Source organism: Methylobacterium brachiatum (assembly GCF_900113845.1).
Taxonomy (GTDB): domain Bacteria; phylum Pseudomonadota; class Alphaproteobacteria; order Rhizobiales; family Beijerinckiaceae; genus Methylobacterium; species Methylobacterium brachiatum.
Genome location: NZ_FOQW01000025.1, coordinates 67,426 through 79,321, shown reverse-complemented (window position 1 = coordinate 79,321; position 11,896 = coordinate 67,426). Strand labels below are relative to the sequence as shown.

Annotated in this window: 16 protein-coding genes and 1 pseudogene; 10 read left to right on the top strand and 7 right to left on the bottom strand. The window is 71.3% G+C overall.

All coding sequences use genetic code 11. The annotated features are described in order from the left end of the window. A pseudogene (locus BMZ47_RS29050) lies at positions 1–179 on the top strand (porin family protein); the annotation flags it as partial. 107 nt (positions 180–286) lie between these two features. Here the strand turns inward: BMZ47_RS29050 and BMZ47_RS25340 are convergent. Then, entirely contained in the window at positions 287–793 is a 507-nt protein-coding gene (locus BMZ47_RS25340) for a hypothetical protein (RefSeq protein WP_091864874.1), read from the bottom strand. Positions 794–975: 182 nt separating this feature from the next. Here BMZ47_RS25340 and BMZ47_RS28250 point away from each other — a divergent pair, with 182 nt between their 5' ends. The 4 genes from BMZ47_RS28250 (at position 976) to BMZ47_RS25320 (ending at position 3,805) form a co-directional block, all read left to right on the top strand. Further along, on the top strand, positions 976–1,164 hold the full coding sequence (locus tag BMZ47_RS28250) for a hypothetical protein (protein ID WP_139221061.1): 189 nt from the start codon (positions 976–978) through the stop codon (positions 1,162–1,164). Beyond that, positions 1,157–1,366 (top strand): hypothetical protein, encoded by a 210-nt coding sequence (locus BMZ47_RS25335; protein ID WP_007563133.1) that lies wholly within the window; start codon positions 1,157–1,159, stop codon positions 1,364–1,366. Before BMZ47_RS28250 ends, BMZ47_RS25335 begins: the two co-directional genes overlap by 8 nt. A gap of 145 nt (positions 1,367–1,511) precedes the next feature. Beyond that, positions 1,512–1,781 carry a GCG_CRPN prefix-to-repeats domain-containing protein gene (locus tag BMZ47_RS25330; RefSeq protein WP_091864871.1) on the top strand — a complete coding sequence of 90 codons (270 nt, stop codon included), beginning with the start codon at positions 1,512–1,514 and terminating at the stop codon, positions 1,779–1,781. Between the two features lie 632 nt (positions 1,782–2,413). After that, the gene (locus BMZ47_RS25320) at positions 2,414–3,805 is read left to right on the top strand and encodes an L-serine ammonia-lyase (RefSeq protein ID WP_091864867.1); all 1,392 of its coding nucleotides are present in this window, start codon (positions 2,414–2,416) and stop codon (positions 3,803–3,805) included. Between the two features lie 37 nt (positions 3,806–3,842). Here BMZ47_RS25320 and BMZ47_RS25315 read toward each other — a convergent pair whose 3' ends face one another. The 3 genes from BMZ47_RS25315 to BMZ47_RS25305 form a co-directional block, all read right to left on the bottom strand. Further along, complete coding sequence (locus BMZ47_RS25315) at positions 3,843–4,088, bottom strand: hypothetical protein (RefSeq protein WP_091864864.1); 246 nt, start codon at positions 4,086–4,088, stop codon at positions 3,843–3,845. Beyond that, positions 4,085–4,327 carry a hypothetical protein gene (locus BMZ47_RS25310; RefSeq protein ID WP_139221060.1) on the bottom strand — a complete coding sequence of 81 codons (243 nt, stop codon included), beginning with the start codon at positions 4,325–4,327 and terminating at the stop codon, positions 4,085–4,087. The genes BMZ47_RS25315 and BMZ47_RS25310 overlap by 4 nt, the downstream gene beginning before the upstream one ends. A 213-nt stretch (positions 4,328–4,540) precedes the next feature. After that, positions 4,541–4,744, bottom strand: a complete 204-nt coding sequence (locus tag BMZ47_RS25305; RefSeq protein ID WP_007563121.1) for a hypothetical protein — start codon at positions 4,742–4,744, stop codon at positions 4,541–4,543. 315 nt (positions 4,745–5,059) lie between these two features. Here BMZ47_RS25305 and BMZ47_RS25300 point away from each other — a divergent pair, with 315 nt between their 5' ends. Then, positions 5,060–5,446, top strand: a complete 387-nt coding sequence (locus BMZ47_RS25300; protein WP_007563119.1) for a TIGR02300 family protein — start codon at positions 5,060–5,062, stop codon at positions 5,444–5,446. Positions 5,447–5,512: 66 nt separating this feature from the next. On the opposite strand, the gene BMZ47_RS25295 is transcribed toward BMZ47_RS25300, so the two are convergent. Continuing rightward, positions 5,513–5,776 carry a hypothetical protein gene (locus tag BMZ47_RS25295; protein WP_007563117.1) on the bottom strand — a complete coding sequence of 88 codons (264 nt, stop codon included), beginning with the start codon at positions 5,774–5,776 and terminating at the stop codon, positions 5,513–5,515. 383 nt (positions 5,777–6,159) lie between these two features. On the opposite strand from BMZ47_RS25295, the gene BMZ47_RS25290 reads away from it, so the two are divergent. Further along, positions 6,160–6,426: a hypothetical protein gene (locus BMZ47_RS25290; RefSeq protein ID WP_244536937.1), complete on the top strand. Its 267-nt coding sequence runs from the start codon at positions 6,160–6,162 to the stop codon at positions 6,424–6,426. Positions 6,427–6,588: 162 nt separating this feature from the next. On the opposite strand, the gene BMZ47_RS25285 is transcribed toward BMZ47_RS25290, so the two are convergent. Beyond that, positions 6,589–6,798 (bottom strand): cold-shock protein, encoded by a 210-nt coding sequence (locus BMZ47_RS25285; protein WP_007563113.1) that lies wholly within the window; start codon positions 6,796–6,798, stop codon positions 6,589–6,591. Positions 6,799–6,922: 124 nt separating this feature from the next. Further along, positions 6,923–8,782, bottom strand: a complete 1,860-nt coding sequence (locus BMZ47_RS25280; protein ID WP_091864862.1) for a glycosyltransferase family 2 protein — start codon at positions 8,780–8,782, stop codon at positions 6,923–6,925. Between the two features lie 137 nt (positions 8,783–8,919). Between BMZ47_RS25280 and BMZ47_RS25275 the strand changes: the two genes are divergently transcribed. The 3 genes from BMZ47_RS25275 to BMZ47_RS25265 all read left to right on the top strand — a co-directional run bounded on the left by BMZ47_RS25275 (position 8,920) and on the right by BMZ47_RS25265 (position 11,894). Continuing rightward, complete coding sequence (locus tag BMZ47_RS25275) at positions 8,920–9,771, top strand: transporter substrate-binding domain-containing protein (RefSeq protein ID WP_007563108.1); 852 nt, start codon at positions 8,920–8,922, stop codon at positions 9,769–9,771. A gap of 70 nt (positions 9,772–9,841) precedes the next feature. Continuing rightward, a complete protein-coding gene (locus BMZ47_RS25270) occupies positions 9,842–10,063 on the top strand; it encodes a hypothetical protein (RefSeq protein ID WP_091864860.1) in 222 nt (73 codons plus the stop codon). Between the two features lie 127 nt (positions 10,064–10,190). After that, complete coding sequence (locus BMZ47_RS25265; RefSeq protein WP_091864858.1) at positions 10,191–11,894, top strand: lysine--tRNA ligase; 1,704 nt, start codon at positions 10,191–10,193, stop codon at positions 11,892–11,894. The last annotated feature ends 2 nt before the right edge of the window (positions 11,895–11,896 follow it).

Sequence of the window (11,896 nt, the reverse complement as noted above, 5' to 3'; positions counted from 1 at the left end):
CCGTGACGCTCAAGGTCGAAGGCCTGTACGTCAACCTCGACCGCAACACCCGCAACCAGGGCGCGCTGGTGGTCAACGCCGCCAACAACTTCCCGGTCGCCTACAGCAATGTCGGCCGCCGCGACGACGAGTTCGCCGTGGTCCGCGCCGGCCTGAACTACAAGTTCGGCTCGTACTAAGACCTCGCCAAACCGCTTGACCTAAGCATCCCCAGCCCGATCAGACTGGTCGCTTAGTCGAGGAGCGTCCCGGGATCACATCCCGGGACGTCTTCGTTTCCGCCTCCCTAGGCCTGTACGGCGTGCGCGAGCTCGGCCTTCGACATCCGCGAGCGGCCCGGCACGTTCTGCGCCCGGGCCTTGCGCATCAGCGCCGCCTTCGTCACGCCTGAAGACCCGCCCTCGCGCGCCGCAGCAGCCTTCTCGGCCGCCGCCTTGGGCTGTTTCGAGAATTGCTTGCCCTTGCGCGTATCGGCCCGCTTCTTGGCGGTGCTGGCCGCATATTCCGCGTCGGTCAGGCTCTCCCGGGCCTTCTTGGGCAGGTAGCGCTCGCCGGTCTTGCCGCTCTCCGTTCCGGATTTCGTGCCCCACTCCTCCTCGGTCCATTGCCGGAGGTGGTTGTCGGGATCCTTCTTGCCGGCGTAGCCGCCGCCTTCCTTCTTGTATTCGGCGGTCGCCATCTGGGCCTTGCGGGCCGACCATTGCCCGGGCTTGCCGCCCTTGTCGGACTCCGTGACCTCGTGCTCGACCTTGTCCCACAGCTTCGGATCGGTTTTCTTGGCGGTTCCTGACATCGCTGCGCCTCGCGGATCTCGATTGGGCCATCAACACGAGGCCGGCAGCGCCGTTCCTCGGCGGCTTGTCCGTGCGCTGCGACCGAAGGTCGGCCCCACCCGTCGCCCCGCCCGACGGGCCAATCCGCGCGGTCGGATACCGCCGGCCTCTCACGGGGTTGTCCCCGAAAGGGAGCCTCCGCATGCAAGACGCGCCGACGACCAACACGCAGGATCTCGCCAACACCGAGTACGACGCCCAGCGTCGGGCACGGGCAGCCGCCGAGCACCACCCGACGCCGCCGGCCGTTCCCGCCGGCGCCACCCCGGCCCCTTCGGATCCGGCCCCGAAGGCCGGGCCCTCCGACGTTGAAGGAACACAGCATGGCTGACGTGCCGACCGACACGCAGGCTCAGCGGATGCCCCAGGGCAAGCCCGAGAGCGAGGGCCTGGCCAACGCCCCGCTGGACACGGCCACCGGCACGGTCAAGCCGCAGGACGGCCCGATGGAGCGGGCCGGCACCGAGGCCGAGGAGGCGGCCCGGGGCGGCAAGAGCCTCGGCGCCGAGCGCGACAAGCCCCGCAGCCCGTAAGCCGCATCCGGGCCCCGCGGGCCGGGAGCCCGTTTGTTTCTGGGCGGTAAAGGCCAAGGTCAGCCTCTATTCAGGCCGCCGGACCAATCTCCCCAGCATCTTGCGCCGGGCGGATCCGGTGCAAGCCTGCACAGAGGGTCTGACCATGATGCACGTGAAGATGCTCGCGGCAGCCGCGGCCGTCGTCGGCGGCCTCGGCTTCGCCTCCGCCGGCGCCGCGCCCCTGGCGCCGCTGGCCGCCGATACGGTCACCGGGGCCGCGCCGATCAGCACCGTCGCCTATGGCTGCGGTCCCGGTTTCGCGCCCGGGCCCTACGGCCGCTGCCGCCCGATATACCGTCGGCCGCGCTTCTACGGCCCCCGCTGCTTCTTCCGCCCGACGCCCTTCGGCCCGCGGCGCCTCTGCCGCTACTGACGCCGCCGCGCGCCGGGGCTCCTCGCCCCGGCCGCAGCTGACGCCTCGTCCCGGATCCGATACCGGGGCGAGGCTCGCCTCCCGCCGACACAGAACCCGGGGCCGCCTCACCGGTTGGATGTGAGGTCAGGAGATCGTCATGGCCCGGGATCAGAGCGGCAGCGCCCACCCCTCTCCGGAGGACGAGAAGGCCAGCGCCCGCGCCGGCCGGAAGCGCCTCGGTGCGAATGGCTACCCGCAACCGGCGTCCGACCCGGCTTCCCAAGATAGGGCAGACCGCAGCGCGGCTCCCCGGACGGCAGAGCAGGCCCCCGGGGCGATCAAGGACCCCGCCGACGCGGCTTAACCCCCGACGCGTGCTGCAGCGCCCGGCGGAACGCGCTTCCGGCACCGCTGGCGCGTCCGCGGCAAGCCTCCGCCCATGCGCCCCCGATACATCCTTGGGCCCGAGCGCGGCCATGGGCGATCCCGGGCCCGATCGGCACGTGGCGCGTTTCTTCCATCGGGGCCCTGTCGGCGTCGACAGCGGATCGCCGCACCGGCAGGAGCGCCGTCGGCCGGCGCCGGTCGTGGCTTCGATGAAGGATCGCCGCGGCCCGTGACGGGGTATCGCGGCCGGTATAGGCAAACCGATGTTTCTCAGCGTGTTCGACGTCTTCAAGCCGGGCCTCGGGCCCTCCTCGTCCCACACGATGGGGCCGATGACGGCGGCCGCCGACTTCCTCGATCTCCTGCGCCGGCACAAGGCGCGGGCCGCGGCGGCCGCCCTGCGGGTGACGCTGCACGGCTCGCTCGCCTTCACCGGCCGCGGACACGCCACCGACCGCGCCGTGGCGCTCGGCCTCCTGGGATTCCGGCCGGCCGACATCGCGATCGACGACGCGGAGCGCAGGCTGGAGGCTTTGCGCGCCGAGAAGCGGCTCGCCCCGGAGGACCTGCCGGTCCTCGCCTTCGACCCGGAGACGGCGATCGTGTTCGATTACGGACCGCCGCTGCCCGGCCACGCCAACGGCCTGGTGATCGCCGCCCTCGACGCGGCGGGCGCGCCGCTCCTGTCCGAGACCTTCTACTCGATCGGCGGCGGCTTCGTGGTCACCGCGGCCCAGCGCGCCGCCGACGTGCCCCCGCCCGGCACCGCCGCGGATCTCCGGCTCTGGCCCTATCCGTTCGAGAGTTCGGCGGCGATGCTCCGCATGGCGCGCGACAGCGGCCTGTCGGTGGCCGCGATGAAGCGTGCCAACGAGGTCGTCGGCCGCTCCGAGGCGGAGGTCGAGGCGGGCCTCACCCGGATCTGGCAGGCGATGAATGCGTGCGTCGAGCGCGGCCTGTCCCGGGAGGGCGAGCTGCCCGGCGGCCTTCGGGTCAAGCGCCGGGCCAAGCGGATCCGGGACCAGCTCGAACGCGAGCACGGTTCGAACATGGCCCAGCCGCACGTCATGACGGATTGGCTGAGCGTGTACGCCATGGCGGTCAACGAGGAGAACGCGGCCGGCGGCGCGGTCGTGACGGCGCCCACCAACGGCGCGGCCGGGGTCGTCCCGGCGGTGGCCCGATACTACCTCGACCATTGCATCGGGGCCGATCCGGCGCGGATTCCCGAATTCCTCCTGACGGCCGCGGCCATCGGCGGCCTGATCAAGCACAACGCCTCGATCTCCGGGGCGGAGGCCGGCTGCCAGGGGGAGGTCGGGTCGGCCAGCGCCATGGCGGCGGCCGGCCTCTGCGCCGTGCTCGGCGGGACGCCCGCCCAGGTCGAGAACGCCGCCGAGATCGCCCTCGAGCATCACCTCGGCATGACCTGCGATCCCGTGGCCGGGCTGGTTCAGGTGCCCTGCATCGAGCGCAACGGGATCGGCGCCACCAAGGCGGTGGCCGCGGCCTCGCTGGCGCTGCGCGGCGACGGCTCGCACTTCATGCCGCTCGACAATTGCATCGCGGCGATGCGCCAGACCGGCGAGGAGATGAGCGCCAAGTACAAGGAGACCAGCCTGGGCGGGCTCGCGGTGAACCTGCCGGAATGCTGATCCCGGGCCGCTGTCGCTCGCGGCGCGACCGGCAGGCTCACGACTTGAGATCGGCCGTGACGCGGTCGGCTTTGTGCGCCGCGGCCCCGGGACCGTCGATCATCGCGCGGAGCTCGGCCTCGGTCAGGCTCTGCCCGTCCGGTCCGACGATGCTGATGCTGTCATGGCCGGCAGCCTGGAAATCGCCCAGCTTCCTGAGCGCCCATTCCGCGGTCGGGCAATTGTACGTTGCGGTCCCGTGAGATTTCCTCGCCCGCACGACGAAGAGCGCCGCCCCGGTCATTCGAGTTCGATGCCCGCGGCGCCGAGGATGACCCGCTGTTTCAGGATGGCGATGCGGTGGGTCCGGATCGTGTGCTCGATCTGCGTGGCACCCGGATCGCCGGTGGCGTGCAGGAGCGCCAGCGCGTCCGACAACGCCGCGATGGCCAGCTCGTCCAACAGGATGTTGAACGCGAGGCGTTCCCGCAGGGTCGCGCAGGTGCAGTCAGTCTGGTCTTTCCGCTGCGGCATGTTGGACAACGAGCTGGGCCGCAGTTGGTTCTAGCCGCGGCCGCGATTGCTGTCCGGAATGCGACGCATGGCCGACCGCACCGCCGCCATGGCGCGAGGCCGGTGGCGGCGGACGCACGTTTCCGGGGCGCCCGCCGAAGGGTGGGGCACCGGGATCGCGACCTGATTCGGTGCGGCGCGCCGCCTCACGGGCCGTGAGGCAGGGCCGCCGGCCTCATGCGCTCAGCGACGGCCGCCGTCGGCGCCCGGCTTCATCGCCCGCTCGATGGCCTCCATGGCGCTCTCATACGCCTTCGCCTCGCTGCGATGCGGGCGATCGGATCGCTCGATCAGCTTACCGCTCCGGCGGATGGCCCATTGGAAATGGCCCTCCGGCTTGGCGATGGGGGAGACCTCGATGGAGTAGGGGTGTGGTACGTCTGACATAAGTGCCCTATGCCAGCCTTGCCGCGCGGATGCCAGTCACCTGCGGACATTCCGCGGCGCAATCTGTCATGGGCTGGGGGCGACGCACCGGCGAGGCGGCGCGATCCGGGCTTCCGGACAGGTCCGCCGGGCCGGTCGTGACCCGGTCGCGGGCATCCGGATTCCCGGCCGGAAAGGGCTGCCCGCCCGCCAAGGATCCGTGATGCGCCCTGCACAGAGGGCGCAACGGAGGGGTAGCCGGACGCCGTCCTGTGCTACACAGGCTCGAAACCACGCCGGCAATCCGGCATCGAACACGTTCTAAGGAGAGTTGCAGTGGCGCGTCCGGACCTTGGTACAAAGCGGATCTGCCCGACGACGGGGAAAAAGTTCTACGACCTCAACAAGGATCCCGTCGTCTCCCCCTATTCGGGCGAGGTCGTCCCGACCGCCGTCGCGACGTCGTTCGGCCGGGCCGCCCCGCCCGTCGTGGCCCGCAAGGAGGCGCCGGCCGACGAGGAGGACGAGGCCGAGGGCCCCGAGCTCGTGTCGCTCGACGAGGTCGAAGCCGAGGAAGCCGACAAGGACACCGATACCGAGGGCGACGACGCCCTGGATATCGAGGATGACGGCGAGACGGTCGAGGACGACACCCTGGTGGTCGACGAGGACGACGAGAACACCGCCGACCTGGTCGAGGTCAACGACGACGACGACGAGTAGGGCCTCCCGGCCGCGCCGCTCCGGGACGGGGCGATGCGGCCGAGTGCGGGGCCGGCGGCCGGCGCGTCATCGCGCCGTGGGGCGCGCCATCAGCAGGGCCGATCGAACCGCCATGCGGCGGGCCGGCTCGTCGGCCTCGACATCGACCATCGTGGCGGGTGCGAAAGCATGCGCCGCGACGGCCGCGGCCAGATCGAGGACGTGATCCGGCCCGATCGGGTGGTCCTGCGTCGTCGGTTCGGCGAGATAGGCGTCGACCGCGCGGCCGACCGCCTCGATGGCGATGCGCTCGTCGGTCACGAGGTCCCAGAGCGTGGCATTCTCTGGCATCGGCGAGGCTCTCCACCGCGGGGGACGTTTCGCAACATTGTAACATCACCGGCCGGCATCCCGCCGCGTTTGCTGACGCCGCATTCCGCGCGTCGGCCCCTCACAGGATCATCGATGACCTCCTCGGCCGCGGCCCTCCGCGTTTGACGGCCCCGCACGCCGCAGGCGGCCTCGTCCCCGGTCGCTCCTGCGGCGCCTGCACGGCCTGTTGCCGGGTTCTGGAGATCAAGGCGCTCGACAAGCCCGCGGGAATCCTGTGTCGGCACAACACCGGCCGGGCTTGCGGGATCTACGCGGAGCGTCCCGAGACCTGTGTCCAATGGCATTGTCTCTGGCGCCGGATCGGGGCTCTGCCGGACGCGCTCAGGCCTGATCGATCGGGCGTGGTCTTCGCATTGGAGCGCCGCAGCCCGGCGTCATCCCCCGATCTGGAGGCGCCCGAGGGCGCCTGCATCGTCGGTCGCGCCCTCGACGGGGAGCAGGCCTTCGCGCGCTGGGAGGCGGTGGAAGCCTTCGCGATGTTCGTCCGGGAAGGCTCGCTGCCGGTCTGGAAGGCGCATGACCGGCACGCGACCCTGATGCATCCGGGCCCGCAGGCTCCGGAGAGCCAGGTTTCGGTCGCGGCGTCGGATGAAGAGGGTCCTGCGTGACACGCCCCCCCGCGTCCCGATCCGATCACGGGGCAGCGGGGAGGTCGTCGATGTCACCGGCGCGAGCCGATACGCAACGCGGCTCGCGAAACCGATGATAGGCAGCTCCGGTTAGCCAAAGCGCAAGCGCGGGCGCCCGCTCCGGTCCCGGATCGGGAAAGCTCAGTCGGCCTTCAGATTGGCCGCGCTCTCCTTGCCGCTGCGCCGATCAGCCTCGACGTCGTAGGAGATCTTCTGCCCCTCGATCAGGTTGCGCATCCCTGCGCGCTCGACAGCCGAGATGTGGACGAACACGTCCTTGCCGCCATCATCGGGCTGGATGAAGCCGTAGCCCTTGGTCTCGTTGAACCACTTCACGGTACCGGTAGCCATAGAGTTGTCCTAGTCGTCTCCGGCTCGCCAAAGCGACGTGCCGCAAGGGCCGAACGAGCCGCCTTGGCCGACTGTTCCCAAAGTTCCGTGCGCTGGCAACATCTGTGTCATCCGAATCCGCGCTTTACGACGCCCGCCGGGGCAGCCGGCCGCTGCGGGAGGTGCGGGACAGGCCGTGCTGGGTCTTGTTCCAGCGCACCGGCGCGCGGACCAGCTCGATCAGGGCCAGCCAGGCGGCCAGGCTGACGAGCAGGAAGTAGGCCGGCATCCAGGGGGTCGATTGCGCGAGGTCGCCCCAGCCGCGACGGGTGCAGCCGACCAGGGCCGGCAGGACCATGGCGGCAAATCCCACGCCGAACAGGGTGATGGCGAAACCCGCGGCGAGATTGTCCGCGAAGGACGGGGCGGCGGGGATTTCCAGGACCAGGAAGTTCCAGACCGCGCAGGCGAGGCAGACCGGATAGGCCAGGGAAGAGGCCACCGTGCCGGGCACCAGCGCCGCCGCGCACAGCGCCTCCAGTCCGCCGAGCCGGCAGGCATTGGCCAGCGGGCGGCGCCCGTGGGTGAGGCTGGTCTGCATCAGGCCCTTCAGCCAGCGGGTGCGCTGGGCCAGCCAGGGGCCGAGCCGGGCGGGCGCCTCCTCGATCGTGGCGCTCGGCAGGTCGCCCACCGCGTAGCCCGCGAGGGCCAGCCGGATGCCGAGATCGGCATCCTCGGTGACGTTCCAGGAATCCCAGCCGCGCAAGTCCCGCAGCACCCGGGTGCGCAGGTGCATCGAGGTTCCGCCCAGCGGGACCGGCAGGTCGAGGCGTGCGAGCGCCGGGTTCAGGACGTCGAACAGCCCCGCATATTCGAGCGCGAAGGCGCGGGCCAAGTGCGAATCGCCGGCATTGTCGATCACGAGGCGGCCCTGCAGGCAGGCGGTGCGCTCGGGCAGGCGCGCGAACAGCGACGCGGAGAGCCGCAGCTGCCCGGGATCGGGCACGTCCTCGGCATCGTAGACCGTGAGCAGGGCACCGCGGGCGAGCGGCAGGGCGGCGTTGAGCGCCCGCGGCTTGGTGCGGGGCGCGCCCGGCGGCACCGTGATCACCTCGAACCGGGCGGGCAGGACGATCCGTGCCAAGGCCGCCGCGGTCTCCGGGTCGTCCGCCTCGATCAGGAGCTTGATGTCCAGCTTGGCCGCCGGATAATCGTGGGCCGCGAGCCCCTGGATCAGGCGCGGCACCACCGCGGCCTCGCGATGGAGCGCGACCAGCACCGTGTAGACCGGCAGCTCGGCGTCGGGGAGCAGGTCCACCGGGGCGGCGGCGACCGGGGCGGCGATGACCGGCGCGGTCAGCCGGAACGTCGTCATCGCCAGGAACAGGCCCTGGCCCGCCAGGGTCACCGCACGGGCGAGGGGCGGCGGGAGCAGGGCGAACAGGCACAGCGCCGCGATCGACGCGAGCGCGAGGAGCAGCAGCCACCGGCTCGCGGGCTCGTGCGGCACGGCCTGCTCGGGCCTGTGGCGCCGCAGATCCTGCGCGGCGTGATCGGCCACCGCCCCGGGGATCGCCGCGAACACCGCCTCGCGCAGATGCGTCGGGCTGGTGATCGCCGGCATCGCGGCGCGACGGGGGGCGTCGAGAAGCTCCGCGATCAGCCGGCCGCGGGGCGCCAGCACGCAGGGGGCGACCGATCCGGGCGCCAGCGGCGCGAGCCCGGCGACCAGGCTGTCGGGGAAGCGCAGCCCCAGCCCGAACGGAATCGGCCCGTCGAGATAGGGGGCACCGAGTTTCCGGGCCAGGGCACGATAATACGCCGTCTCGTCCAGCAGCCCGGCATTCAGGAGGGCGGTCGCCGCGTCGGTGCCGGAAGCGGCGGCGTCCCGGGCCGCCCGGATCAGCCGCTGGGCGTCGACACCCTCGGCGAGCAGGAAACCGATCTCCGGCGGCAGGGAGATCCTGTGCGCGAATTCGGCCGTGGGCAGGCGCTGGACCGACACGCCGGCGCTCCCCCGGTGGCTCCCGGACGTGCTAGGGGAGGGGTGTGAGCCAGACCCGATTCCCGTCCTCCGAGAGGAGCATCGCCGTCTTCCCGTCGTCAAGGTCGGGCGGACGACGCGCGCGATCGTCCCTCGGGATGGTCGTGCTCACGGCGCTCCTATGGGCCGGATCCGGCCCCGCCAGCGCCGCGCCGCCGGCCGCGACACAAGCCGCGACGCCCGCCGTGACGGTCCCGAACTTCTGGAACCCGCGCAGCCGGGGCGAGCGGGTCGAGGCGCCCCAGACCGGCCGGGCGATCCGGTTCCTGACCGATGACGAGTTCCCGCCGCTGCACTTCGCCGGCCCCGACGGCAACCCCACCGGCTTCGCGGTCGAGCTCGCCCGCGCGGTCTGCGAGAAGCTGACGATCACCTGCACGGTGCAGGCGCGCCGGTTCGATACCCTGCTCGACGCCCTGGACGGCCGGCAGGGCGACGTGATCGCGGCCGCCGTCCCCCTGACCGCCACGTTGCGCGAGAAATTCCTGGCGACGCGCCCGTATTTCCGCTGGCCGGCGCGCTTCGCCGCGCGCACCGACAAGGGCCTGCCGGTCCCCTCGGCCGCGGCGCTGGCCGGCCGCAGCGTCGGGGTGATGGGCGGCAGCGCGCATGCGGCCTACCTCAAGGCCTTTTTCCCCAAGGCCGTCCCGAAGGAGTTCCTCGACCTTGCCGCCGCCGAGGGCGCGCTCAAGCGCGGCGAGATCGACTATCTGTTCGCCGACGGCCTCAACCTCGCCCTCTATGTCGGCGGCCAGGAGGCGGACAATTGCTGCGCCCTGATCGGCGGCGACTATCTGGAGAACCGCTATTTCGGCGAGGGTATCGGGCTGATCACCCGCCAGGAGGATGCGGCGCTGTCCCGGGCGCTGGACGACGCGCTCCAGCGGGTCTGGGACGACGGGAAATACACCGAGCTGTACCTGCGCTTCTTCCCGGTGAGCCCGTTCTGAGGGGCTTTCTTCCCAGCCGGGAATCGGGGATCCTGCGCTGCGCGCCGGGCCGCCCCGACAGGATCGAGGCATGACGGATCTCCTCGACAAGGCCGTGGCGAAGGCACGGGACCTCGCCCCGGATATGCAGGACGAGATCGCCCGTGTGATGCTGGCCTTCGTCAATGAGGAGGCGCCCCTCTACCAGTTCACCCCGGAAGAGGAGGCGGAACTCGACGAATCCGGGGCCGCGCGGGGTGATTTCGCGACCGATGCCGAGGTGCGCGTCATCCGGGCCAAATTTGGTTTGTGAGGCTGCGCTAAACCCGATCAGCCTGCCCCGAACGCCCCCGGGACACCGGATTGCGCCCACGGGCGTTCCGCTGGGGCTCGAACCGCTCTAGGGTACGCGATCCCAGCGTTCCGTCACCCACGAAATCATGCCCACCGCACCTGCCCTGCCCCTCGACCCCGACCTGATCGAGGCCGCCGCCACCGCCGCCGCCTGGCCGTTCGAGGAGGCGCGCAAGCTCGTCGCGCGGCTGGAGAAATCCGGCAAGACCGAGGTTCTGTTCGAGACCGGCTACGGGCCGTCGGGGCTGCCGCATATCGGCACCTTCGGGGAGGTCGCCCGCACCTCCATGGTGCGCCACGCCTTCCGGGTGCTGACGCGGGACGCGGTGCCGACCCGGCTGCTTGCCTTCTCGGACGACATGGACGGGCTGCGCAAGGTCCCGGACAACGTGCCGAACCGCGAGATGCTGGCCGCCCATCTCGGCAAGCCGCTCTCGCGCATCCCGGACCCGTTCTCGAACGAGTACCCGTCCTTCGGGGCGGCCAACAATGCCCGGCTGCGCGCCTTCCTGGACAGCTTCGGCTTCGATTACGAGTTCGCCTCCGCCACAGACTACTACACGTCGGGCCGGTTCGACGCGGCGCTGCTGCGCGTGCTCGAGCGCTACGACGCCGTGATGGAGATCATGCTGCCGTCGCTGCGCGCCGAGCGCTCGGCCTCCTACTCGCCGTTCCTGCCGCTCCACCCGGTCACCGGCCACGTGATGCAGGTGCCGATCGACGAGGTGCGGGTCGAGACCGGCACCCTGGTCTGGCGCGACCCCGCCACGGGCGAGCGCTACGAGACCCCGGTGACCGGCGGCCACGCCAAGCTGCAATGGAAGCCCGACTGGGCGATGCGCTGGGTGGCGCTGGGCGTCGATTACGAGATGGCCGGCAAGGACCTGATCGACTCGGTCAAGCTGTCCGGCAAGATCGCCCGGGCGCTCGGCGGCGAGCCGCCGGACGGGTTCAACTACGAGCTGTTCCTCGACGAGAAGGGCCAGAAGATCTCGAAGTCGAAGGGCAACGGCCTGACCATCGACGAGTGGCTGAAGTACGGCACGCGGGAATCCCTAGGCCTGTTCATGTACAACAAGCCCCGGGAGGCCAAGCGCCTGTTCTTCGACGTGATCCCGCGCCACGTCGACGAGTATATCGGCTTCCTCGACCGCTATGCCGGCCAGGACGCGAAGCTGCGGCTGGGCAACCCGGTCTGGCACCTGCATGCCGGCAACCCGCCGGAGCCCGAGCGGGTCGAGGGCGCGAGCCTGACCTTCGCGATGCTGCTCAACCTCGCCGCGGTGGCCAACACCGAGGATCCGGCGGTGCTGTGGGGCTTCATCCGCCGCTACGCGCCGCAGACCGGGCCGGAGACCCATCCGGGCCTCGACCGGCTGGTGGTCCACGCCCTGACGTACTTCTCCGACTTCGTGCGCCCGGCCAAGACCTACCGCGAGCCCACCCCGGAGGAGCGGGCCGCCCTGGAAGATCTGTCGGAAACCCTTGCGGCACATGACGGCTCCACCGACCCGGAGGCCCTGCAGGCGGCGGTCTACGAGGTTGGGCGGCGGCATTTCCCGGACCTGTCCGGCAAGGCCAAGAGCCCGGACGGGCGGCCCGGCGTGTCGCAGGCCTGGTTCACGAGCCTGTACAACGTGCTGTTCGGCGAGGCGCGGGGCCCGCGCTTCGGCTCCTTCGTGGCCCTGTACGGGGTGGCGGAGACCCGGGCGCTGATCGCGTCGGCCCTGTCGGGCGCCCTGGTGGCCGAGCACGCCGCCTTCACGGCCGGCGCGGCCAAGGTCGCCTGACG

Excerpts from the sequence above, each read along its gene's own strand:
- BMZ47_RS25320 (WP_091864867.1), top strand. The coding sequence starts at position 2,414 with ATGTTTCTCAGCGTGTTCGACGTCTTCAAGCCGGGCCTCGGGCCCTCC.
- BMZ47_RS25330 (WP_091864871.1), top strand. The coding sequence starts at position 1,512 with ATGATGCACGTGAAGATGCTCGCGGCAGCCGCGGCCGTCGTCGGCGGC.
- BMZ47_RS25285 (WP_007563113.1), bottom strand. The coding sequence starts at position 6,798 with ATGGCTACCGGTACCGTGAAGTGGTTCAACGAGACCAAGGGCTACGGC.
- BMZ47_RS25315 (WP_091864864.1), bottom strand. The coding sequence starts at position 4,088 with ATGACCGGGGCGGCGCTCTTCGTCGTGCGGGCGAGGAAATCTCACGGG.
- BMZ47_RS28250 (WP_139221061.1), top strand. The coding sequence starts at position 976 with ATGCAAGACGCGCCGACGACCAACACGCAGGATCTCGCCAACACCGAG.
- BMZ47_RS25305 (WP_007563121.1), bottom strand. The coding sequence starts at position 4,744 with ATGTCAGACGTACCACACCCCTACTCCATCGAGGTCTCCCCCATCGCC.
- BMZ47_RS25340 (WP_091864874.1), bottom strand. The coding sequence starts at position 793 with ATGTCAGGAACCGCCAAGAAAACCGATCCGAAGCTGTGGGACAAGGTC.
- BMZ47_RS25265 (WP_091864858.1), top strand. The coding sequence starts at position 10,191 with ATGCCCACCGCACCTGCCCTGCCCCTCGACCCCGACCTGATCGAGGCC.
- BMZ47_RS25295 (WP_007563117.1), bottom strand. The coding sequence starts at position 5,776 with ATGCCAGAGAATGCCACGCTCTGGGACCTCGTGACCGACGAGCGCATC.
- BMZ47_RS25270 (WP_091864860.1), top strand. The coding sequence starts at position 9,842 with ATGACGGATCTCCTCGACAAGGCCGTGGCGAAGGCACGGGACCTCGCC.
- BMZ47_RS25335 (WP_007563133.1), top strand. The coding sequence starts at position 1,157 with ATGGCTGACGTGCCGACCGACACGCAGGCTCAGCGGATGCCCCAGGGC.
- BMZ47_RS25275 (WP_007563108.1), top strand. The coding sequence starts at position 8,920 with ATGGTCGTGCTCACGGCGCTCCTATGGGCCGGATCCGGCCCCGCCAGC.